The sequence below is a fragment of the Actinacidiphila oryziradicis genome (genome assembly GCF_005047355.1).
GTDB classification, from domain to species: domain Bacteria; phylum Actinomycetota; class Actinomycetes; order Streptomycetales; family Streptomycetaceae; genus Actinacidiphila; species Actinacidiphila oryziradicis.
Map to the genome: position 1 here is coordinate 1 of NZ_SUMC01000090.1, position 21,519 is coordinate 21,519.

Sequence of the window (21,519 nt, forward strand, 5' to 3'; positions counted from 1 at the left end):
GCTTCATGCAGTGTGGGGGGCTGGGCGTCAGTGCACGAGCACAGGCACGGCCTGCTCGTCGGCGCCGTCGACGGGCTGCGGCTTTCGCTTCGGCAGCAACGCCAGCGCGACGAGGAACGCGACAACGACGAGCGAGAACGCCCACCAGAACCTCGCCCCGAACGCGCCGGTGGCAGGTGCGGAATGCGGTCTCTCATCTGCGGCGGAACGCTGGCTGCGGCACCGAGACCGCCGCTGACGCGCAGCCGGTCGCTGATCGCGTTGACCAGCACGATCCTGAGAACGGCGGTGCCGACAGAGGCGCCGACCTGCTGGATGATGTTGACAGTGGTGGTGCCGCGAGCGACGCTTTCCCTGCGCAGTGTCTGCATGGCGCCGGTTACGGTCGGCATCATCGTGGCGCCCATGCCCAAGCCGCCGGCCACCCGCCAATGTGCCCAGGCGACAGGGACAGCCTCCTGACTCCTCCACCACCGCTCGTTCGCACGCAGCCACTGCTCGGGCCAGCTCATTCGACGCCGATCTGCCGGCAGCGGCGGGCACCGGGCGAACGCCCGCTCCCGCCTCAACACCCCAAAACAGCTACTTCTCCCCGAGATCCAACTGATTCATTTGCGATCACGAGCAGTTGATTACCTGGGGTCATAGGCGAGGTTGGGCCGGAGCCACGCCTCTACCTCGCGGAGATCCATGCCGCGTCTGCGGGCGTAGTCCTCGATCTGGTCGAGCCCGATCCGTCCGACGGTGAAGTACTTCGAGCCGGGGTGGGCGAAGATCAGCCCACTGACGCTGGCCGCGGGGGTCATGGCGAAGGACGTCGTCAGGCCCATGCCGATCTTTTCGGCTTCGAGCAGGTCGAACAGCTCCTTCTTGAGGCTGTGGTCGGGGCTCGCCGGGTAGCCGAGGGCCGGCCGGATGCCGCGGAACCGCTCGGCACGCAGGTCTTCCAGGGCGGGGTCGGCGTCGGGCTCGAACCAGTCGCGGCGTGCCCGCAGGTGGATGTACCCGGCGAAGGCCTCGGCGAGGCGGTCGGCCAGCGCCTTCACCATGATCGACTTGTAGTCGTCGAGGTTGGCCTCAAAGGAGGCGGCGAGGGCCTCGGCGCCCTGGATGGAGACCGCGAAACCGCCGATGTGGTCGCCCTCGGGCGCCACGTAGTCGGCGAGGCAGCGGTTGGGGCGGCCTTCAGGGTTGGCAGTCTGCTGCCTGAGCATCGGGAAGCGGGCGTGGTCGAGCACGATGTCGTCGCCGTCGCAGTGGGCGGGCCAGAACCCGTATGCGCCGTGCGCCTGGAAGTGCCCGCCTTCGATGATCTCGTCCAGCAGAGCGTTGCCCTCCTCGAACAGCTCGCGCGCGGCGGGCTGTTCGAGGATGGCGGGGTACTTGCCCTTCAGCTCCCAGGCGAGGAAGAAGAACTGCCAGTCGATCATTGTGCGGAGCTCGGCGAGGCTCGGCCGGACGGTGCGGACCCCGGTGAAGGCCGGGACCGGAAGCTCGGTGAAGTCGACCCGCTCGGGGTTGGCCCGGGCCTGGCCGAGGGTGAGAAGGGGCTGCTTCTGCCGGGTCTCGTGCAGTTCGCGCAGGCGGGCCTGCTCGGTGCGGTTCTCGGAGTCCAAGAGCCCGGCGCGGTCGGCGTCCAGCAGGTCGGAGACGACGCCGACGACGCGGGAGGCGTCCAGGACATGCACGGTGGTGCGGTCGTAGGCGGGTGCGATCCGGACGGCCGTGTGCTGGCGCGAAGTGGTCGCGCCGCCGATCAGCAGCGGGATCTTCAGCCCCCTGCGCTGCATCTCGCTCGCCACGGCGACCATCTCGTCCAGGGACGGGGTGATCAAGCCGGACAGGCCGACGGCGTCGGCGCCCTCGGCGACCGCGGTGTCCAGGATAGTGGCGGCCGGGACCATGACGCCGAGGTCGATGACCTCGTAGTTATTGCAACCGAGCACCACGCCGACGATGTTCTTGCCGATGTCGTGGACGTCACCCTTGACGGTGGCGAGCACGACCTTGCCGTTGCCGCGTGCGATGTCGGCGGCGTCCTTGGCGGCCTCGATGTAGGGCTCGAGGTAGGCGACGGACCGCTTCATCACCCGGGCGCTCTTGACGACCTGCGGCAGGAACATCTTGCCGGAGCCGAACAGATCACCGACGATCTTCATGCCGTCCATGAGCGGGCCCTCGATCACGTCGAGGGGACGGGCCGCGCGCTGCCGGGCCTCTTCGGTGTCGTCCTCGATGAAGTCGACGATGCCGTGCACGAGCGCGTGGGCGAGGCGCTCCTCGACAGGCGCCTCGCGCCAGGACAGGTCGACCTCGCGGCGGGTGCCGCAGCCGGTGACCGTCCCGGCGAAGGTGACGAGCCGGTCGGTGGCGTCCGGCCGCCGGTCGAAGATCACGTCTTCGACGAGCTCGAGCAGGCCGGCGGGGATGTTCTGGTAGACGGCGAGCTGGCCGGCGTTGACGATGCCCATGTCGAGGCCCGCGGTGACGGCGTGGAACAGGAACGCCGAGTGCATGGCCTCGCGGATGACGTCGTTGCCGCGGAAGGAGAAGGACAGGTTGGAGATGCCGCCGCTGGTGCGGGCACCGGGGCAGCGCTGCTTGATCAGCGGAAGGGCGTCGATGAAGGCCTGGCGTAGCCGTTGTGCTCGGCGATGCCGGTGCCGACGGCCAGGACGTTCGGGTCGAAGATGATGTCCTCGGCGGCGATCCCGGCCTGCTGGGTGAGCAGGTCGTAGGCGCGGGCGCAGATCGCGACCTTGCGTTCTGTGGTGTCGGCCTGGCCCTGCTCGTCGAAGGCCATGACGACGACGCCGGCGCCGTAAGACTTGATCTTCCTGGCCTGCTCGAGGAAGGGCTCTTCGCCCTCCTTGAGGCTGATCGAGTTGACGACGCCCTTGCCCTGGACGCACTTGAGGCCGGCTTCCAGGACGCTCCACCGGGAGCTGTCGACCATGATCGGGATCCGGGCGACCTCGGGCTCGGTCGCGATCAGGTTGAGGAACGTGGTCATGGCCTGCTGGCTGTCGAGCAGGTCGGCGTCCATGTTGACGTCGAGGAGGTTGGCGCCGCCGCGGACCTGTTCGAGAGCGACATCGACGGCCGCTTGGTAGTCGTTGCCCTCGATCAGCTTGCGGAACTTGGCCGAACCGGTGACGTTGGTGCGTTCCCCGATCAACACGAAGCCGGTGTCGGGGCCGGCCTCGAAGGGCTCGAGGCCGCTGAACCTTGTGGCGGGCTTGATCTGCGGGACGGCGCGCGGCGGCAGGCCTGCGACGGCGTCGGCGATCTTCTTGATGTGCGCCGGGGTCGTGCCGCAACAGCCACCGACGATGTTGGCCATGCCGGCGGCGGCGAACTCGCCGAGCAGCCGTCCGGTCTCTTGGGGCGTCTGGTCGTAGCCGCCGAAGGCGTTGGGCAGGCCCGCGTTGGGGTGGCAGGCGACGTGGGTGCCGGCGAGGCGGGCAAGATCGGCCAGGTGGGGGCGGATCTCGTCGGCGCCGAGGGAGCAGTTGACGCCGACGACCAGGGGGTTCGCGTGCTCGATGGAGTTCCAGAACGCCTCGACGGTCTGGCCTGACAGGGTCCGCCCGCTGAGGTCGACGATGGTCACCGAGATCCACAGGGGCAGATCGGGGGTGACTTCGCGGGCGGCGGCGATGGCGGCCTTGGCGTTGAGAGTGTCGAAGATTGTCTCAATCAGGAGGAGGTCGACGCCGCCCTCCTGGAGGGCCAGGAACTGATCGGCGTAGGAGTCGAAGACCTGGTCGTAGGAGACGGCCCGGTAAGCGGGATCCTCCACCTTCGGGGACAACGACAAGGTCACGTTGAGCGGCCCGACCGAGCCGGCGACGTAGCGTCCGCCGAATTCGTCGGCGGCCTGCCGGGCGAGCCGGGCACCCTGCACGTTCATCTCACGGACCAGGCCTTCGAGCCCGTAGTCGGCCTGCCCGACGCTCGTGGCGGTGAAGGTATTGGTGGTGGTGATGTCGGCGCCGGCCGCCAAGTACTGCCGGTGCACGTCGAGGATGACGTCCGGCCGGGTCAGGTTGAGCAGGTCGGGGTCACCCGTGACGTCCTTCGGGTGATCTGCCGTGATCAGACTGCCCCGGTAGTCGGCGGGCGTGAGCGAAGCCCCCTGCAGCATCGTGCCCCAGGCCCCGTCCAACACGACGACCCGCTGTTCCAGCAGCTCCCGCAACCTGGTACCGGACGATCTTGCCACCAGCCCACCTCCCAATGTCGGGAGGCGCCCTTGATCGTCATATGGGCCGAGCGTGGCGGGCCAAAACCCGTCGCAGCGCCCCTCGGCCGTGATCCAACCTTAGCGGGGGCCCAGCCCAAGTAAGCCCAGAACCCGCATTCAGTGGATGCAGCCACACGGCGAGCGCTTTCCCGCGCTCACTGCGGCACTTGCTTCGGCAGCTCAGTCCGACGGGCAGGACCAGGCCTGGGAGTTCGGCCTGCAGCGCATCCTGGACGGCTTGGCCATACTCATCGACCAGCGCCCGCGCTGACCGCGGCCCGGATCGCAGCCCTCTGGTCTGTCCCGTCGGGGGGTCTATCAGGATTCATGACACTCCCGGGCCGGGTGTTCGATATTCATGAGAAGCAAGTGCTCCCCATTGGGGCAGCCACTGGGGAGCCCGCTCTCGTCTCGCCGTCGGGGAGTCAGGGCCGCATCAGGTGCTGGACGGGGACGTCGTCGTTGTGGTGGTGTTCCAGCTGGCGAGGAGGTTGAGGGCGTCGGCGTCGCGGCTGCCGGGGGCGACGCCGCAGACGATGAGGTACAGGCCGTCGTCGGCGGTGAGCTGCATGGTCTCGTAGTTGAAGGTCATGTCGCCGACGAGGGGGTGGGTGATGCGTTTGGCGCCGGCGCGGTGGCGGCGCACTTCGTGGCGGGCCCAGCGGCGGTCGAAGGTGTCGCCGCGGGTGGAGAGTTCGCCGATGAGGTCGGACAGGGCCTTGTCGTGGGGGTTGCGGCCGACTTCTGCGCGCAGGGTGGCGACGTTCTGGTCGGCGACGGCGTCCCAGTCGGGGTAGAACTCGGCGGCGGCCGGGTCCAGGAAGGTGAAGCGGGCGGAGTTGACCGGGCGGGCCGGGCTGTCGAAGACGGGTGCGAACAGGGCGCGGGCCAGGGCGTTGCCGGCCAGGAGGTCCAGGCGGCCGTTGCGGATGTAGGCGGGGACGCCGTTCATGGCCTCCAGCATGTTCCACAGTTCCGGGCGCAGGGTGCGGCGGGTGGGGTGGCGTGGGGTGCGGGCCTGGGCGGTGGTGGCGTTGGCGGTGCGGACCAGGTCGAACAGGTGGGCGCGTTCGGCGTCGTCCAGTTGCAGGGCGCTGGCGATGGCGTCCAGGACGGCGTCGGTGGCGCCGCGGGCGTCGCCGCGCTCCAGCCGGGTGTAGTAGGGCACGCTGACTCCGGCGAGCTGGGCGACTTCCTCGCGGCGCAGTCCGGGGACGCGGCGGGCTCCGGCGAGCGGGGAGGGGGTGAGGCCGGCCTGCTCGGGGGTGATCCGGGCGCGGCGGGTGGTGAGGAAGTCGCGGATCTCGCTGCGTCGGTCCATGCCCCGACACTACGGCCGGGTACCTCATGGGACACGGGTGTGGGGGACCTTGTCAGGGTCTCCTTGGCGGCCCCGATCGGGCGGTGTGCGGTGTTCGCTGGGTAGCGGGCAGCCGATGAGGGTGCCGCCCGGCCCAGGTGCCGGGTCCGAGCCCGTCAGGGAGAGTTGAGTCCATGCGTGCAACCCTGCTCCACCAGGCCGGTGACGTCCGGGTCGCCGATGTCGCGGATCCGAAGGTCCAGCAGCCCACCGACGCGGTGGTGCGGATCGTGCTGGGGTGCATCTGCGGGAGTGACCTGTGGCCGTACAAGTCGCAGCCGCTGACGGAGCACCCGCGGCAGATGGGTCACGAGTTCCTGGGCGTGGTCGAGGAGACCGGCCCGCAGGTCACCACCGTCAAGATCGGGGACCTGGTGGTGGTGCCGTTCACCTACAGCGACGGCACCTGCGAGTACTGCCGTGCCGGACTGCATACCTCCTGCGAGCACGGTGGCCCGTGGGGCGTGAACGGCGTCGACGGCGGCCAGGGCCAGGCCGCCCGCGTCCCCTTTGCAGACGGCACCCTGGTCCCGCTGCCGGTCGGTGAGGACTCCGAGCTGCTGCCGGACCTGCTCACCCTTTCGGACGTGCTGTGCACCGGCTACCACGCCGCCCGCACCGCCGGCGTCCGGGCGGGCGAGAGCGTGACGGTGGTCGGCGACGGCGCGGTGGGCCTGTCCGCGGTCATCGCCGCGAAACTGCTGGGCGCGGAGCAGATCATCCTGATGGGCCGCCACGCCGCGCGCACCGACCTGGGCCGCGCGTTCGGCGCCACTGACGTGGTCGCTGCCCGCGGCGAGGAAGGCGTCGCTGCGGTGCGCGAGCTGACCGGCGGGCGCGGTACCGGGCGGGTGCTGGAGTGCGTGGGCCTCAAGGACGCCCTCGTGCAGGCCGCGGGTGTGGTCCGTGACGGCGGCACGATCAGCCGCGTCGGGGCCCCTCAGTACCCGGAGGTCCCGCTCGGGTTCCCCGAGTTCCTGCGCAACATCACCCTGACCGGCGGCGTCGCCCCCGCCCGCGCCTACATCAACGAACTCATGCCGCACATCCTCGACGGCAGCATCCGCCCGGGTCGCGTCTTCGACCGCACCGTGGCCCTGGAGGACGTCGCGGAGGGCTACCGCCTGATGAACGACCGCGAAGCCCTCAAGGTCCTCGTTCGCCCCTGACCTGAGCGCGCCAGTCCACCCCGACCACCCCACCGAACGAAGGACGGCAATCCTTGTGAAGCACATTCGTCTGCGTGACCTGGACGTTGCCCGCATCGGCCTGGGAGCCATGGGCATGTCCCACGGCTACACCGGCTCCGGCAGCGACGACGAGCAGTCCGTGCGCACCATCCACCGCGCCCTGGAGCTGGGCGTCACCCTGATCGACACCGCCGAGGTCTACGGTCCCTACATCAACGAGGAGCTGGTGGGCCGCGCACTGAAGGGCCGCCGGGACCAGGTGGTGCTGGCCACGAAGTTCGGCCTGATCTCCTACTCCGGCCGCGAGAGCGGGACGGACAGCAGCCCCGCGAGCGTGCGTGCCGCCGTCGAGGGCTCGCTCACGCGCCTGGGCACCGACTACATCGACCTGTACTACCAGCACCGCGTGGACCCCGGCACCCCGATCGAGGAGACCGTCGGGGCGCTGGCCGAGCTGGTGGCCGAGGGCAAGATCCGGCACATCGGCCTGTCCGAGGCCGGCCCCGACACCATCCGCCGCGCCCACGCCGTGCACCCGGTCACAGCTGTGCAGTCCGAGTACTCGCTGTTCACCCGCGACCCCGAGGCCCGCGTCCTGCCGGTGCTGCGCGAGCTGAACATTGGCTTCGTGCCGTTCTCCCCGCTCGGCCGCGGCTTCCTGACCGGCGCGATCCGCTCTCCCGAGCAGTTCGCCGCGGACGACTTCCGCGCCGACAACCCCCGCTTCACCGGCGAGAACTTCCAGCACAACCTGCACCTGGCCGACCAGGTCGCCGCCATCGCCGCCGAGATCGGCGCCACCCCCGGGCAGGTCGCCCTGGCCTGGCTGCTGGCCCAGGGCCAGGACATCGCGCCCATCCCCGGCACCCGCCGCGTCGAGCGCGTCGAGGAGAACACCGCCGCCGACACCCTCCAGCTCACCGACGAGCAGCTCGCCCGGCTCAGCGCCCTTCCCCCGGCCGCGGGGGACACCCACAACCCGGCGCAGATGAAGATGATGGAGCGCTGATGACCGGCACCAACCCCCGTGTGGCACCCGACCTCGTGCGCCACCACGCCCCCAAGCTGGCCGACCTCACCGACGACGTACTGTTCGCCGACGTGTGACAACGCCCGGACCTGTCCCCGCGCGACCGCAGCCTGATCACCGTCGCCGCCCTGGTGGCCCTTGGCCGCGATGCCCAGCTGACCGGCCACCTGCACCGCGCCCTGGACAACGGCCTGACCCGCGACGAACTCGCCGAGGCCATCACCCACCTCGCCTTCTACGCCAGCTGGCCCGCCGCCATGAGCGCCACCACCCTCCTGGCCCAGGTCACCGAGAACAGCGCCGACACCCCGTCCCCCGCAGACCACCAGCCCCGCTGAGGAGTACCCCGTGCAGCACCTGACCTTGAACAACGGCGTGACCATGCCCGCCCTCGGATTCGGCGTCTTCCAGACACCCCCCGACGTCACCGAACAAGCCGTCACCTCCGCGCTGGAGACCGGCTACCGGCACATCGACACCGCCGCCGCCTACGCCAACGAACGCGAAGTCGGCAACGCCATCCGCAACTCCGGCCTGCCCCGCGACGAGGTCTTCATCGAGACGAAGGTCTGGATCAGCGACTACGGCTACGACCAGACCCTGCACGCCTTCGACAAGAGCGCCGGCAAGCTCGGCGTCGAACAGATCGACCTGTTCATCCTGCACCAGGCCCTGCCCAGCCGCTTCGACCTCACTCAGGACGCGTACCGCGCACTTGAGACCCTGCTCGCCGACGGCCGGGTGCGCGCCATCGGTGTCAGCAACTTCATGCCCGACCACCTCGACCAGCTCCTCAAGCAGGCCTCCGTGGTCCCAGCCGTCAACCAGGTCGAGATCCACCCCTACTTCACCCAGCCCGCCGTCCAGGCCGCGAACACAGCCCACGGCATCCTCACCCAGGCGTGGTCCCCCATCGGCGGCATCACCAGCTACCGCGGCACCGGCACCAGCACCTTCGACGACCCCGCCATCACCGCCATCGCCACCGCCCACGGCAAGACCCCCGCCCAGGTCATGCTCCGCTGGCACCTCCAGCAGGGCCGCAACGCCATCCCCAAGTCCGTCCGCCCCCAGCGCATCGCCGAGAACTTCGACGTCTTCGACTTCCAGCTCACCCCCGCTGAACTCGAAACCCTCGACAACCTCGACACCGGCACCCGCGGCGGCCCCGAACCCACCGCCATCACCCTGGAAGCCTTCGGCCGCGACATCCCCGAAGCCTGAACCATCCAGGAGCTCTGCACGCGCAAAAGCACGGGATTCACCTTCTACGTCCGTGGGCTCCCTGCCCACCCACCCCGGCAGGGAGCCCCACGTTGCCCGAAGCCCTGGTCCGTTCGATTTTCTCGTGAGATCGACTGCTGCTCAAGCTCGTGAATAACTGCTGTCGGTTCTCGTGTATAGAGCCACCGGGCGGGTCGGCGCGGCACTCGGCCGCGTAGTGCGGGGTCCTCGGTAGATCGCGTCGGCCGGGATGGCCGCCGCCGTCGCGGAAAAATGGCTTGCCCGGTCATGGCGGCAGCCCCACCGTGAGCGGACGAGAACACGACCCTGGCAGGGTGACGGAGCACAACCTGGCTCCCGACTCGCGATACGGAACACGGCATGAGGGCGCCGGGAGACGCCGTCAGTCCAGGCACATCACGACATCCCGGTAGATCAGCCGGATCGATGCCCACCCGGAGACGCCGCTCGTCTTGTCCTCCACCCACACCCAGCCATGGCGCTCGCCGGTGGCCTTGATGCGGTGGCCGGGATAGACCACTCCCAAGACCGGCGCCGACGGGGATGGTAGTGAGCGCAGGTTCGCCGAGCGAGCGTGCAGCTCGTACGGGGCCTTCGGTGGGTGCTTGTGGCACTCGTCGGAAACGTCAACGCCGTCGGCCGGGGTCGCGGCTGCGGCCGTACCGGCGGCGTTGACGATGGCGAGTGCCATCGCCGCTGCTGCCACACGCGGTGGTGGGAGCATGAGGTTGACCTCCAGAGGATCGGAGCATGGTCACGCCGCCGATCGATCGTCCCCTCGTCCGACATCCGGCCAGCGGCCGATTCAGCCGGTTGGCCGTACCACGGGGACGAACAGCACTCGGTCAGCCCACATGTCCGGCTGAAAACCTGCGAGTCCGGCACGGCTGGCGTGTCGACAGGCGGCGAGTACCGCCCCGGGCAGGCGTCGTTGCTGGATGAAACGGCCTGCAGCCAACTCCAGTAGGCGGCCGGCGCGCCTCAGGATGACGGAGCTGTCACAGATGCCTGCCCGCGTCAGGCCCCTGCGGACGGTGCGTAGTTCGGCCTCGGCCCCGCCGCTCCTATTGTTCAGCCGGGCAGCTTCCTCGGGGAACGGCTACGACGGACCCGGCCAGGGCTGCCACCAGCCCGTCGGTGGCGTGGCGTCGCAGCAATTCGTGCAGCCGGGCGAACCCCGAGGCGCAGGCACCTCGGCGGCGCGGGCATACGGCAAGCGAGTGGGACTGCGGTTTACTCCTCAGATGTCGGCGGGGGCGGAGGGAGCTCCCGGGCGTACTGGTGCCAATACGCGGCTATCTCGCTGGTCTGCTTCACCACCCGGGCCGGTTCCGGCGGGCCGGCCAGAACTGCAGGATGTACCGGTCCAGTTGGAGCTCCCCGTCCGCCCTGGTGTCCACCACTCTCCCCGCGTCCGTCCCGATGGCGCAGTACCGGACCCGGCAGTCGATCTCCGCCAGGCCAAGCCCCCAGCACGCCTCGCCCGCCCACTGGATCAGACGAGTCCTCGGCGATGACGGAGTGAACGAGACCTCGACGACTTCCGTGATCGCCGGGCCCCGGGGCCGGTGGCGGTGCCGCGTGGGCGCAGGCACCGCCCGGTGGGCCGGGAGCCGGGTGCGGGGGTCAGCGCCCGCCGCACCCGGCGTGGCCGCAGCCGCCGCAGAACCCGCCGCTGTTGCATACGCAGGGACACCGACCCACCCTTCGCCGCCCGGCCGCAGGAAGCGGGCCGTACGAAACATGCCGGGCGGCCGCGCTGGCCGCACCGGGCGGGACCGAACCCGCACCCTGTGTGGCGGGTTGCGGGGTTTCGGACCCGAGGGCACGGTAGGTGGCCAGGACCGCGCCGAGGTGCTGCATCTGCTGTGCGTAGCGGGCGGCGGTGACGTCGACGAGTACTGAGTCGAGGCGCTCGCGGGCGTGGTCGGCGTGACGGCGTAGTTCTTCTGCGAGGCGGTCAGCTTCGCGGGCGGTGTCGAGAACCAGGTCGGCCAGGTGTGCGGCGGGGCTGCCGCTCTCGTGGCGCGTTCGCAGCTCCAGGAGGTGTTTGAGGCCGAAGGCCTTGGTGACGGTGGTGGTGCCCGGCTTGTGGGAGGCCGGGAGGCCGGTGCCGCGTACGCGGCTGGTCGGATTGGTCATGCCTGGTCTTCGCTCCTCGTGGTCGTGGGAGGGCCATTTGTCGGGTGCGCTCGGCCAACGGGTTCAGCCGCTTGAGGGCAACGTGGCAACGAGACGGGCGCGGGTGAGGACTCGCCGGTGGCGCCCTGACAGGTGACAGGGCGCGAAACGGGCGGCGGGTCACTCGCGTCCGGCATGTCCCTCGCTGCAGGTTGCGGGGTTGTTATGCGGGTTCACGGAACGGGCAGGCGGGCCCGTGGCCGGGGTCGGCGTCGAATTCATCGGGATAGTCGGCCGGTGGCCGACCGTCCTCGGGGAGCGGTAGTGGGGCGCGGGCCAGGTAAGTGCCCAGCTCGGCCAGGTCGCGGATGTCGGCGCACGGCACCGGCCCCGCGCAGAGCGGGCACAGGCCGAGGAGCAAGAAGCTTTCGTCGGGGTAGAGGGGGTCGCGGTAGCGGAAGACGTACTCGGCACCCTCAGCGCAGTCGGTGACGTGGAGGGTGAGCGGGTACGGCCGGGTCGTCCTCGCCGCGCGCTGCCACGGCCACGCAGGCCGCACGTGTTCGGGGTCGATGCCGAGCAGGACCGCGAGGCGGACAGTAGTGCGGGCGATGTCGGCTGCGGTGCAGGCGGGGGCGGGCAGGTGTCGCGCGAGACGCTCGGCGTAGCGGTGGGCGGCGCTGGCCCGGTCGGCGATGGACGTCATCACAAGACTCCCGGTGGGTTGGGGATTGTCTGGGTGCTGCGGCTGTGGCGCGGTGTGGGCTGGTCGAGCAGGGCGGGGCGGAGCTGTTGCCGCCCCGCCCCGGTGGTTCAGCGGGTGGCGGTGATGGCGGCGGTTGCGGCCTTGCCGATCGCCGTGGCGGCGTGGGCAGGGTCGGCGAGGTGCAGCAGGGTGGTGCCGGGCAGGGGGCGGGGGTCGGGGGCGAAGGCGAGCCACAGCACCGCGCACGCGGCTTTGCGCAGGGCGGTGATGCGTTCGGTGGCGCGGGCGGCCTCGTCCCGGTGGTAGTAGCCGTCGGAGGCGATCACCAGCAGGCGCCCGCGCCCCGGGCGGGCGAGCTCCAGCCCCGCTGACAGGGCGTCGATGGCTTCGGCGAGGCTGTGGCCCAGGCCCCGGGCGGCGAATTCGGTCACCTGCGTCGGGGTGCGGCCGGGCGCGGTGATCGCGGTCAGCGACCTGTGGTAGGCGACGGTTGCCGCACGGGAGTCGGGGTCGGTGAGCGCGGTGGCCTTGGCGAGGATCCAGGCGGCAGAGGCGATCGGTGCGGCGGCGGCCTGCATCGAGGCGGACACGTCCACCGCGATCCCCACCCGCAGTGGCGGGGTCGGGGTGGGGCGGTGGCGGGTGTGGATCCAGGGCTGGGCGGTGGGGGTGGCGCCCGCCGCCTTCTGCGCGTCCCGGGCCAGGGCGCCGCGCATGCTCAGGCGGCCGGGCGGCGCGGCGCAAGCTGTGACGGTGGCGGTGCGCTCCCGGTAGGAGGCGGCCCTCAGCGCCCGGGCCAGTTGCCCGGCTGCTGCCTTCTCCGCGCTGGTCGGCGGCCGGGTGCCGGTCACCGGGGACTGGGCGTGCTGGCCGCGCTGGCTCCTGGCCGGTTCGCCGGGGGTGAACGGCCGGGCTCCGGGCGCGAACACCTTCCCGGCGGTCTTGGCGGCCTGCCGGTCGTGTGCGGCCTGGGCGGTCTTCGCCTGGGCGCGGGCGGAGCGGGTGGCGGCGGCCCGGGCCTGCGCGGCGGCCTGGGCGGCCTCGTTCGCCCGTACCTGGCCGACGACCTTTCCGACCGCCTCGGCCAGCTCACCGCGCCGCCTTCCACCGGCTGCGGGGTCCGGGGCTGGTTCGGGCCCGGCGGGCTCGGTGCCCAGTGCCTGGCACCAGACGCGGGCGTGCTCCAGCATCCTCTGCCCGTCGTCGTCGCCGGTGGTGTGGGCGGCCATCCAGATCGAGGCGAGGGCCTGCAGGAGGTCGGTGCCGAGGATGGCGGTGACGGTGGTGTGCAGGGGTTCGGTCTCGTCGGGGTCGAGGATTCCGGCGTCGCGGCGGGCGAGGATCAAGGCGGCCGCCGAGGCGGCCCGCCACCGGTCGGCGGGAGTCTGGGCGGTGCAGTCGGCCAGGACCAGGGTGTGGACGCATGCCCGCAGGAAGGGGCGGTCGGCGGGGCGGCGGGTAAGGTGGGCCAGCTCAGCGCGGGATTCCTCCAGCAGTTCGGCAGCCTGGCCCAGGGCTGTGCCGCGCAGTGGGGGCGGGGTGGTCCAGCGGCTGTGGGCGGCGTGCGCGGCCTCGTGCACCAGGGCTCCCCAGGCCACCGGGTAGCGTTCCTCGTCGCCGGGGTGCCGGGGGTTGATGGTGGCTGGTTTCAGCGGGGCGAACAGGGCGGCGTCGATCTCCAGGGCCGCAGTGGCGGGGTAGAAGGCGGCCGGTGCGCCGGAGCGGGTGCCCGGCTCGCAGGTGACGATCACGTCCTGGCGCCCGGCGAGTTCGGGCAGCCGCTCGGTCAGGGCGGCGGAGATCCGCAGCCACTGCCCGGCCTGCGCGCCGGGGCCCGGCTCACAGGGCGGGCCGCCGTCGTCCTCCCACCGGGCGGTGGCCCATTCGGCGTCCGACAGTGCGGGGGGAGCGGGCAGGACGTGGGGGTGTGGTGCGGGCATGGCGGATCGATCCCTTCCGTGGGAGGTCGCGTCGGCCGGTGGCCGGAGCGGGGTGCGCGGGGGTGTTAGAGCTGGCGTCCGAGGGCCAGGGCGGTGACCGGCCTGCCGGTGGCCTTGGTGACGATCTCGGCGACCGTGTCGCGGTCCTCCAGCGGGGCGATGCCGACCAGGTTGGCGAAGGCGGTCTCGGTGCCCAGGACATCGGCGATCTTCTGGAAGGCGATCAGTTCCCGTAGTTGCGGGGCCCAGCCCACCTCTCCGGCCTGCTGACTGGTGGCAAGGTGGCGGGCGACCCGCACCGCCGTCCTGTTGATCTTCAACGCGGCGGCCAGGTCGTAGTCCGAGCCGACCTGGATCTGCACGCTGAACCGGGACGCCAGGGCCTCGGTCAGGACCGCCCCGTGCACGCCCGGGTTGTGACCGGCGATCACATAGAAGCCGTCGGCTGCGGTGATCGTCTCGCCCTTGTGTGCCTTGACCTGGATCTGACGCCGCCCGTCCATCGCCGGATACAGGGCCGCCAGCACCTTCGGGGAGATCAGTGTCGCGTCGTCCAGCAGCAGGGCCCGCCCCTCCTGCATCGCGGTCACCACCGGCCCGTAGACGAACTCGTAGCCCCCGTGCTCGTCCTGGGTGTACTCGCCGACCAGGTCACCGACCGTGGTGTCGCCGTCCCCGGCGACCGTGATCAGGTCGTCGAAGGCCGCCTCGATCAGCGAGGTCTTGCCCGTGCCCGGAGGCCCGTAGAGCAGAACCGGCACGCTCGCCGCGCGCAGCCGCCGCAACGCCTCGACATCCGGCAACTGGGCCAAGGCCCGGGGGTGGTAGCGCTGCCCGTTCGGGCGGGTGATCGGCGCCGGTTTCCCGCCCGGCTGGCTGACAGCCGCACCACCCACCGTCGGAGCCGGGAGGCTTGACGACGTCCCCGGGGCGGAGGGCGACGCCGCCGGAGGGGGGTTGCCCGGGCCGGGCTGGCGGGTCACCGCGCGGCGCGCCGCAGCGGCCGTGGCGGCGGTGGCCCGGTATTTGCGGGGCTGGGTGCCGATCCGGTCGGCCTCGCCCCGGGCGACCAGGGTCTCGCAGGCGTTGCCGACCGCGCCGCCCGAATGCCCCAGGAGGTTGGCCAGTTCGGTCACGGTGAACTGCGCACCCGTGCTGGCGGCAAGGATCCCGGCGATCCGGGCGCGCAACTCCCCCGGGCGGGCCTTCGCACTCGCCGCCGAAGCGGTGGGGGTGGTGGGTGCGGGGTGGGGCGGCGTGGTCATGGCATGGCTCCGATCGTGCGCATCGCGGGCGGGGTGCGGGGTGGGGTGGTCGGCTACCGGTCGGCGGGCGGCGCCTGAGGCGGCACCTGGGGTCGCGGCAGCGGTCGGGGCACGGACTCCAGTGGCGGTCGGGGCCGGGGGATGCGAGGGATGACGGGGTCGTTGTCCTCTGACGCCTGGCACATGGCGGGGCTCCGTTCTTCGGGGCGTACGGGGATGGGGTGGTGCCGCCCGCGACGCGCTGGGGGTCGCGGGCGGCACCAGGTGACCTCGGGGTGACCGGTTGAGGTGGTGAGGGTCAGGTGGCGGTGTGCCAGGCGGTGGGCGGGGGGCCGCCGCCCGTGAGCCACCGGTCGAGGGCGTCGATGCCTTCCAGGGCCTCGATGGCGACCTCAGACCAGTCCCGGTCGGGGCGGGCATGGATCTCGTCGATCCGGTCGATGAGTTGGCGCAGGGCGCGCAGCACGATCTCCGGGTTCACCCTGCTCACCCCTGCCGCAGGCGGAGCGGGAAGGTGGTGCCCAGGAACCGGATGGCATAGCAGTCCGGGCAGTTGGGGTCGGGGATGGTCCGGTAGCTGCCCGGGGCGAAGGTGAGCGCTCCGGCGCGGTAGGGCACGTGCAGCAGGATCACCGGGGCGCCCTGCGCGAACCCAGGATCGGACGTCACCGTGACGGTACGGTGCGCGCCCAGGACCGAATCGATCAGGACCCGGCTGGCCGTCCCGTGCCTGATCACCTCGGCGGAGACGATCACCCTCGACCAGCCCCGGCCGAGCGTACGGCCATTGGTCACGGTGAGCAGTTCGCCGTAGAGGGCGACCGGCTCGCCGAGCGTGCCGAGCCCGGCGGCCTCCATGCCGGGGGTCACGACGGTCTCGAACTCGATCACGACTCCGGCATGCCCTGGTCGCAATTGGACCGCGTTGATTTCGCGGGCGGTACTCATTCCCATTCCCATTTCCTCCGAATTTTGGCCGCACTTCACCCGTGACGGATATTCCCCGCAGAGCTTTGGCGGAATTCGCTTCTCCCGGTTTCCCCGGGAACAATTTAAATATAGCTCGGAGTTCGGCGACATTGAAGCGGGATCCCGGCTGTGAAATGCTGGAATTCTCGCGAATTCACGACGCTTTATATCGTGGAATTCAGGCGATGCGACCACTTCGGTCGCGGGCCGGAAATCCCCCGACCGATCCGCAGCCGATAGCCGATGGCGGCACGGCCCCAGCGGCACGGCCCCAGCGGCACGGCCCCAGCGGCACGGCCCCAGCGGCACGGCCCCAGCGGCACGGCCCCAGCGGCACGGCCCCAGCGGCACCCTCGGCTTCGCCTGGGTGCCGCCGCGCTGGTGTGGGGCCTGCAAAGAAGGGAGGGAGTGGATTGAAGGTAGGAGGAGGGGAAGAGAGGGGGGAGACGGCTGAGGTCGGATACGAAGGGGACCGTACGGGGCCGCCGGGTTCCGCAGATCGGGGCAGAGACTTGCACCGATATGCAGTCTGCGCAGCCCGCGCCCGGCAGATAACGCCCTGACCTGCAGGCGGACCGCCGCGACGGGGCTCCCGCCTCAGTAGGGCGAAAGGTTCGACACCCATGGCAGGACGGCAGCCAGGACGACCCGCGCGACACGACCGCTCTGCCAGTTCTCCCTGCGCCTGCACAAACTCGCCACAGTCGCGTCGGGTGGGCGCCGGGTTCCACGGCTCCGATGGGTGGTGCGGGGCTTGTCGGGGCGGGGTCTGCCGGGGTCAGCCGGGGGCTGGGAGGGCTCGCAGTCGGGCGAAGGCGTCGTGGATCTGCTGGGCCCAGGGCTAGTGCCCGGCGATCCTGAGGTGGTGTTGTCGGGCGGTGCGGATGAGCTGGGCGGCGGCGCCGAACAGCCGCAGCCGGAGCTTCTTCGGCTCGAAGCGGCTGGCGGGCCCGGTCAGGGCGAGCATCTGCATCCAGACGATGAGTTCGCAGGCCAGCGCGACGATCTCGCACCAGACGGCGTTCTGGGCGAAGTCGTGGAGGGGAAGGTTGCGCAGGCCGGTGTCCTTGGCGTTCCGGATGCGGTCCTCGCAGCGGGCCCGGCGGCGGTGGCGCAGTTCCAGGTCGGCGAGTTGCCGGCCGGGGGTGTTGGTGGCGAAGGCGGTGATGCGGTGCCCGTCGACATCGGTGATCCGCAGTTGGGCGCCGGGGTGCGGGCGTTCCTTGCGCAGGATGACCCGCATGCCCTTGGGCCAGCCGGTGAGGTTGAGCATGTCGGTGACCTCGCAGACCCAGGCGCCCTCGCGGATCTGCCCGTCGGCGTTGTAGGCCGGGGTCCACGCCTTCTTCGGTATCCGGGGGATGGCGGCTTGGAGGTCCTCGCCGATGGTGAAGCCGATCGAGTACGACAGCGATCTGCCTTGTTGGGTGAGCCAGTTAAGGAAGCCGTGGGTGCCGCCCGCGCCGTCGGTGCGGACCAGGATTTTCTTCCCGCGCCGGTGCCCCTTGGGCAGCTGGGCCAGGGCGAGCCGGGTGACAGCGATGTGGTCGGCCACCGTGTTGGAGCCGGCGTTGCCCTTGCGCAGCACCACCGCCAGCGGCTCGCCGGACCCTTCGCCGCCGTGGTCGACGAAAGCCCACAGGGGGTGGAACCCGAAGCCTTTCTTGTAGGTTTTGGCGGCTTGTTCCTTCTCGGAGTGCGCGGTGACCAGGGTGGCGTCGAGGTCCACGGTCACCTGTCCGTCGGGGCCGGTGGGAGCGGCAGCTCCGGCCAGGGACCAGGCCCGTTGCCGGGCCAGGGCGCGGGCGGCGCGGATCGCGGCGAGCGGCTTGGGGCCGGCCGCGGCCAGGGCGTCGACCAGACGGGAGACGGTCGGGTCCGAGGCCACCGGGCCGAACAGAGACGGCTCGGCACGCAGCACGGCGACATCGGCCAGGCAGTCCCCGCCCAACGCCAACGCCAGCGCGAGGTCCAACACCGTCTTGCCCGGGTCATGGACCGCACGGGCCTTGCGCCACGGAGCCAGCGCCGCCGACAGCACCCGGTCCACACCCACCGCCCGCACCGTCTCGGTCAGCAACACACCCCCGGCCTGCGAGACCACCCCCGAACCGGTCGCCGCCACCCGCACCACCGGATAGAACCCGCTACGCTTCAACACCTGAGAAGTGCTTCTTTCACTGTGCCGTACAGGACCTTAGACAAGCCCTATCGACGCAGGTCAGAAGCTGGACACCAGCCTCCGTGAAAGCGCGAGGCTAATTCGTTGATAGCGACTCCGGCGGGGCTCCCCGAAGAGTGCCGGAGTGTTCGGGTCGCTGCTCGCCGTCGCGCTTCTCACGCTGTGTTGGGCAGTTGGCAGGTGCGGTCAAGTTGGCCTAGAAGAGAGGATCCTGATCTCCGGAGTTGATATCTACTCCCGGTGTTTGAGGCGTCACATTAATGAGCTCAATAATCTCCGGATCGTACAGCCAGTAGAAATGACCCTCTAGTTCTTGTCGTCCCGTCACCCTGAGGGCCAGATTGTTGCGATGAGCGTCCATGGCCAGGTCATAGTCTTGGACTTTGAGGCGTACGCGCATTTTGCGAGCAGACGTCCCGCCGAGTACGTCAAGTCGAACTACTCCAGGATTTCCAGCCTTGGGTCTCTCTAGAAGGGTCACCATGCCCAGGACTGTAACTGGTTGTGGCCTAGCTACAGTGGCGAGCAAGGAGCCAGCTCTCTCTAGGACGGAGTAGTCCGACGGAGTAAACTCCAGTTTATGCCTTTGCGGCGGGGTTTCAGAGAAGAGATCTTCGCCAGAGTTAAGCTCAATCTCAACTTCGGCTCCGTCGGAGTCTCTGATGAGACTTCGAACTGCCTGCGTTAGTTCATAGCAAAAACCGCGACTCACGTTCTCGACGAACCCGTATGTGGACCCAGATGTGTTGAAGTGGTCTACGGATTCACGTGCGGCCTCAAGCGCGGACACAAGGCCAAGTGTGATCTCTCTGCCAGTATGTTGGCCAATCAATGGGATCGTGTCCCCGGGCCTCAGCTTCTTCTCGCTGAACACCTCATCGGGTGGGGCGTACGCTGTCACCACATAGCTCCCGACTTCCGTTTGTCCCATCAATACGGAATCGAGGAATGATCTCGCAAGGAATGAATTGGAGCTACCGAAGTAGGCGGCCTTTGATTTGCGGATCTTAGCAGCGACCACCATAGATTTGTGCGCACCGGCATGGAGGTCTTCCCCGGCGGTCCAGGGGATCGTTCCTCGTCGGGAATGAGCCTCTTTGTGAAACTTAATCTCATCGCCAAGGGAGTGCAGCGTTGCGGCTCGCTCAAGGACCGTCCTGATTTTGTTATCTCCGAGCTTCCAGGCACGGGCTACCGCTTGACTCAAAAGATCCTCGTAATCGTCCGTTTCCCTGTCTTGTGGAATCAAGAGCTGACTTCCAGAAGTCTGAGAATCCGATTCAAGGCGCCATCTCGTGTACAATCCGACCTGGCCGCCGAACTTGTGCCATCCGCTTCTCTGTAGGGCGAGGGTTAATTGGGAGTCTGTAAGATGGCCCGCGATTTCTCTGAAGTCGGGCGTGCTCAAGGTGTCCCCCCTTTGCCGATTCTCTCCATGATTCCGCACAGGGCTACATCGTCGAATATTTGACTGGTGGAGACTCTAACCGCAGTTTTCTCACGCCCAGATGGCTCTACTCCGGTGACGCTCCGCCAGTAAGCACAGTGTCGCAATTGAAAAATGTCGTGACTAGCATCAATCCAGTCGGCGACGTTTTCGGGAACTATCATCGCAACCAGGATGCGGTGCACAGTGACACGAGTTCTAGCTAACATGCGGAGTCGGTCGTTGGCGACAGTGACAGACACGAATCCATTGGCTGGGTTTGGCGCGCTGGTCCACGTACTTTTAAGCTGTATTTTTAGATCAATCTGGCAATCCGTTGTATGACTTTCGGACGAGTGACACAACTGCCAATCGATCCCGTCGTCCGGATCCGGCTTAGCCATGGTGCAGCCAGCCGCCGCCGCGACTGCTCGCAAGTAGCTGTCCTGCAGCATCTCCATACGGCGCTTCTGCTCAAGCTCCCCCCGGAGCGGTGACGCAGGAGCGTTTTCATCCACGTCGATCATTGACCCCCCACCCGTGTTGCCTAGATCACATCGTAGAGCCTGACGTGGCCCTAAGCGGCGGCTTTGCTCGTGTCTGTGGATGAGCGGGGAGCCGAGTCCCGGGCCGTCCCTGGGCCGTCAAGCGACGGCCCGGGACCACCACGGACGACCAGAGGCGACCGTCACCCGGCCGTCTGGGCTGGCCACCGCGCGGGATCTGAGCGACTATTGACCTCGGCTCTTCGGGGTGACGATTCGTTGGTGCTGGCGGCTGGCCCGGGGCGGGCCGGGGCTGGAGCGTCAGCGACCCGGTGGGCCGCGCCTCAGCCGAGTTCGGTGACCGCGCGCCGGAGTCGTGACATCGCGGAGCGCAGGAGTTCCGCGAGGTCTTCCTGGTTCTCCTCCCGGACCCACTCGGCATAGGCCTCGTTGAAGGCGAGCATCCCGATGTCGCCCGCGAGGGCGGCTACCGCGTGCGGGACGCCGCGGGCACGGAGCGCGTCGGCCATCGACGCGGCGAGTCCGACGTGCTTGAGCTGATCGCGCTCCTGGAGTTCAGCGCTGGTCGCGACGACCGCCTGCAGGCGCGGCCCCAACTCGCAGTTGAACGGGGTCATCGCCGCGGCGGCCGTCTCCAGACCGTGCTCGACGGCGTCGAGCGGTGTCGCGTCCTCGGGCGCGGCGGCGATGCCTGAGGTGAACAGCCAGGCCAGCGTCTCCTGGCCGGCCGCGAGCACTTCGCGTTTGTCGTGGAAGTGGCGGAAGAACGTGCTCCTGGTCAGGCCCGCGCTGTCGGCGATCTCCGCGACGGTGGTCCTGTCGTAGCCCGCGCCGGATAGCCGTTCTGGGTGGGGCTCGCCTTCCAGGAGGGCTGCTTGGGGACCTCGTAGGGGTTCTCGTCCGTCCTGGCCGTTCCAGATGGTCTCGCTCTTCTGGTAGTGCTCGACCGCGAGGCCGTACGCCGAGACGTGGTCGGCGTCCACTGCCGTGCGACCCGCCGGCAACAGTGGATCTGCCTAACCCTCCAAGCGGGGTCGTGCGACTTCGAGGCAGTCATCCGGACTGGGAGCCATTCGAACGGTCCAGGGTCGCGAAGTGCCGGGCCGCCTTGGCCAGGACGAATGCCTGTGTGGGAGTGAGGAACGGGTACCGTGCGAGCGCGTCGAGGCCGAGGCCGAGCGGCACCTCGGCACCTCGGCGCCACGGAGCCCCGTTAACTGCACGCGCCGCGCGGGCACGGGCACCAGACCGGGCGGTTGGTGATCGTGCAGGAAGGGCTCCCCGCGCACGTCGCCGCCGTGGGGGAAGCGGTGGACCGGCCCACCCGAGCGCA

20 protein-coding genes, 2 pseudogenes and 1 riboswitch are annotated in these 21,519 nt (G+C 69.6%); of the genes and pseudogenes, 5 read left to right on the forward strand and 17 right to left on the reverse strand.

Annotation, left to right across the window (positions count from 1 at the left end):
- The 3 genes and pseudogenes from FCI23_RS58745 to FCI23_RS61125 form a co-directional block, all read right to left on the reverse strand.
- Positions 1-407, reverse strand: a pseudogene (locus FCI23_RS58745) (hypothetical protein); the annotation flags it as partial.
- Between the two features lie 225 nt (positions 408-632).
- Positions 633-2,516: a vitamin B12 dependent-methionine synthase activation domain-containing protein gene (locus FCI23_RS61120; protein ID WP_246144633.1), complete on the reverse strand. Its 1,884-nt coding sequence runs from the start codon at positions 2,514-2,516 to the stop codon at positions 633-635.
- An 89-nt stretch (positions 2,517-2,605) separates the two neighbouring features.
- Complete coding sequence (locus FCI23_RS61125) at positions 2,606-4,225, reverse strand: homocysteine S-methyltransferase family protein (protein WP_246144634.1); 1,620 nt, start codon at positions 4,223-4,225, stop codon at positions 2,606-2,608.
- Positions 4,226-4,240: 15 nt separating this feature from the next.
- A riboswitch (S-adenosyl-L-homocysteine riboswitch) is annotated at positions 4,241-4,315 on the reverse strand.
- A 55-nt stretch (positions 4,316-4,370) separates the two neighbouring features.
- Here FCI23_RS61125 and FCI23_RS43480 point away from each other — a divergent pair.
- Entirely contained in the window at positions 4,371-4,517 is a 147-nt protein-coding gene (locus FCI23_RS43480) for a TetR/AcrR family transcriptional regulator C-terminal domain-containing protein (RefSeq protein WP_246144635.1), read from the forward strand.
- A 165-nt stretch (positions 4,518-4,682) separates the two neighbouring features.
- Here FCI23_RS43480 and FCI23_RS43485 read toward each other — a convergent pair whose 3' ends face one another.
- Positions 4,683-5,567, reverse strand: a complete 885-nt coding sequence (locus tag FCI23_RS43485; protein ID WP_136729578.1) for a helix-turn-helix transcriptional regulator — start codon at positions 5,565-5,567, stop codon at positions 4,683-4,685.
- 173 nt (positions 5,568-5,740) lie between these two features.
- Here FCI23_RS43485 and FCI23_RS43490 point away from each other — a divergent pair, with 173 nt between their 5' ends.
- The 4 genes from FCI23_RS43490 (at position 5,741) to FCI23_RS43505 (ending at position 9,050) form a co-directional block, all read left to right on the forward strand.
- The gene (locus FCI23_RS43490) at positions 5,741-6,775 is read left to right on the forward strand and encodes an alcohol dehydrogenase catalytic domain-containing protein (RefSeq protein WP_136729579.1); all 1,035 of its coding nucleotides are present in this window, start codon (positions 5,741-5,743) and stop codon (positions 6,773-6,775) included.
- A 55-nt stretch (positions 6,776-6,830) separates the two neighbouring features.
- Complete coding sequence (locus FCI23_RS43495) at positions 6,831-7,805, forward strand: aldo/keto reductase (protein WP_136729580.1); 975 nt, start codon at positions 6,831-6,833, stop codon at positions 7,803-7,805.
- A 110-nt stretch (positions 7,806-7,915) separates the two neighbouring features.
- Positions 7,916-8,164 (forward strand): carboxymuconolactone decarboxylase family protein, encoded by a 249-nt coding sequence (locus tag FCI23_RS43500; protein ID WP_407646114.1) that lies wholly within the window; start codon positions 7,916-7,918, stop codon positions 8,162-8,164.
- A gap of 10 nt (positions 8,165-8,174) precedes the next feature.
- Positions 8,175-9,050 (forward strand): aldo/keto reductase, encoded by an 876-nt coding sequence (locus FCI23_RS43505; RefSeq protein ID WP_246144636.1) that lies wholly within the window; start codon positions 8,175-8,177, stop codon positions 9,048-9,050.
- 403 nt (positions 9,051-9,453) lie between these two features.
- Here the strand turns inward: FCI23_RS43505 and FCI23_RS43510 are convergent, their stop codons facing one another.
- From FCI23_RS43510 to FCI23_RS62720, 13 genes and pseudogenes are all read right to left on the reverse strand, one after another.
- Positions 9,454-9,762 (reverse strand): SH3 domain-containing protein, encoded by a 309-nt coding sequence (locus tag FCI23_RS43510; protein WP_211265714.1) that lies wholly within the window; start codon positions 9,760-9,762, stop codon positions 9,454-9,456.
- A 622-nt stretch (positions 9,763-10,384) separates the two neighbouring features.
- Positions 10,385-10,666, reverse strand: coding sequence for a hypothetical protein (locus FCI23_RS58750; RefSeq protein WP_136729582.1), 282 nt, complete (start codon positions 10,664-10,666; stop codon positions 10,385-10,387).
- A 31-nt stretch (positions 10,667-10,697) separates the two neighbouring features.
- Complete coding sequence (locus FCI23_RS43520) at positions 10,698-11,213, reverse strand: hypothetical protein (protein WP_136729583.1); 516 nt, start codon at positions 11,211-11,213, stop codon at positions 10,698-10,700.
- 202 nt (positions 11,214-11,415) lie between these two features.
- Positions 11,416-11,898 carry a hypothetical protein gene (locus FCI23_RS43525; protein ID WP_136729584.1) on the reverse strand — a complete coding sequence of 161 codons (483 nt, stop codon included), beginning with the start codon at positions 11,896-11,898 and terminating at the stop codon, positions 11,416-11,418.
- Positions 11,899-12,005: 107 nt separating this feature from the next.
- On the reverse strand, positions 12,006-13,838 hold the full coding sequence (locus tag FCI23_RS43530) for a VWA domain-containing protein (RefSeq protein ID WP_136729585.1): 1,833 nt from the start codon (positions 13,836-13,838) through the stop codon (positions 12,006-12,008).
- Positions 13,839-13,903: 65 nt separating this feature from the next.
- Positions 13,904-15,016: an AAA family ATPase gene (locus tag FCI23_RS43535; protein ID WP_169317229.1), complete on the reverse strand. Its 1,113-nt coding sequence runs from the start codon at positions 15,014-15,016 to the stop codon at positions 13,904-13,906.
- A 385-nt stretch (positions 15,017-15,401) separates the two neighbouring features.
- Positions 15,402-15,584: a hypothetical protein gene (locus tag FCI23_RS43540; RefSeq protein WP_136729586.1), complete on the reverse strand. Its 183-nt coding sequence runs from the start codon at positions 15,582-15,584 to the stop codon at positions 15,402-15,404.
- Positions 15,585-15,589: 5 nt separating this feature from the next.
- Positions 15,590-16,057: a hypothetical protein gene (locus FCI23_RS43545; protein WP_136729587.1), complete on the reverse strand. Its 468-nt coding sequence runs from the start codon at positions 16,055-16,057 to the stop codon at positions 15,590-15,592.
- Positions 16,058-16,850: 793 nt separating this feature from the next.
- Positions 16,851-18,233: pseudogene (locus FCI23_RS43550) on the reverse strand (IS1380 family transposase).
- Between the two features lie 217 nt (positions 18,234-18,450).
- Positions 18,451-19,662: a hypothetical protein gene (locus tag FCI23_RS43555; RefSeq protein ID WP_136729588.1), complete on the reverse strand. Its 1,212-nt coding sequence runs from the start codon at positions 19,660-19,662 to the stop codon at positions 18,451-18,453.
- A complete protein-coding gene (locus FCI23_RS43560) occupies positions 19,659-20,207 on the reverse strand; it encodes a DUF4365 domain-containing protein (RefSeq protein WP_136729589.1) in 549 nt (182 codons plus the stop codon). The genes FCI23_RS43555 and FCI23_RS43560 overlap by 4 nt, the downstream gene beginning before the upstream one ends.
- Positions 20,208-20,509: 302 nt before the next feature.
- Positions 20,510-21,169, reverse strand: a complete 660-nt coding sequence (locus FCI23_RS43565; RefSeq protein ID WP_246144638.1) for a TetR/AcrR family transcriptional regulator — start codon at positions 21,167-21,169, stop codon at positions 20,510-20,512.
- A 70-nt stretch (positions 21,170-21,239) separates the two neighbouring features.
- Positions 21,240-21,371: a hypothetical protein gene (locus FCI23_RS62720; protein WP_265737822.1), complete on the reverse strand. Its 132-nt coding sequence runs from the start codon at positions 21,369-21,371 to the stop codon at positions 21,240-21,242.
- Between the last annotated feature and the right edge of the window lie 148 nt (positions 21,372-21,519).

Excerpts from the sequence above, each read along its gene's own strand:
- FCI23_RS43510 (WP_211265714.1), bottom strand. The coding sequence starts at position 9,762 with ATGGCACTCGCCATCGTCAACGCCGCCGGTACGGCCGCAGCCGCGACC.
- FCI23_RS61120 (WP_246144633.1), bottom strand. The coding sequence starts at position 2,516 with ATGCACTCGGCGTTCCTGTTCCACGCCGTCACCGCGGGCCTCGACATG.
- FCI23_RS43480 (WP_246144635.1), top strand. The coding sequence starts at position 4,371 with ATGCAGCCACACGGCGAGCGCTTTCCCGCGCTCACTGCGGCACTTGCT.
- FCI23_RS43530 (WP_136729585.1), bottom strand. The coding sequence starts at position 13,838 with ATGCCCGCACCACACCCCCACGTCCTGCCCGCTCCCCCCGCACTGTCG.
- FCI23_RS43525 (WP_136729584.1), bottom strand. The coding sequence starts at position 11,898 with ATGACGTCCATCGCCGACCGGGCCAGCGCCGCCCACCGCTACGCCGAG.
- FCI23_RS43485 (WP_136729578.1), bottom strand. The coding sequence starts at position 5,567 with ATGGACCGACGCAGCGAGATCCGCGACTTCCTCACCACCCGCCGCGCC.
- FCI23_RS43520 (WP_136729583.1), bottom strand. The coding sequence starts at position 11,213 with ATGACCAATCCGACCAGCCGCGTACGCGGCACCGGCCTCCCGGCCTCC.
- FCI23_RS43560 (WP_136729589.1), bottom strand. The coding sequence starts at position 20,207 with ATGATCGACGTGGATGAAAACGCTCCTGCGTCACCGCTCCGGGGGGAG.
- FCI23_RS43545 (WP_136729587.1), bottom strand. The coding sequence starts at position 16,057 with ATGGGAATGAGTACCGCCCGCGAAATCAACGCGGTCCAATTGCGACCA.
- FCI23_RS43490 (WP_136729579.1), top strand. The coding sequence starts at position 5,741 with ATGCGTGCAACCCTGCTCCACCAGGCCGGTGACGTCCGGGTCGCCGAT.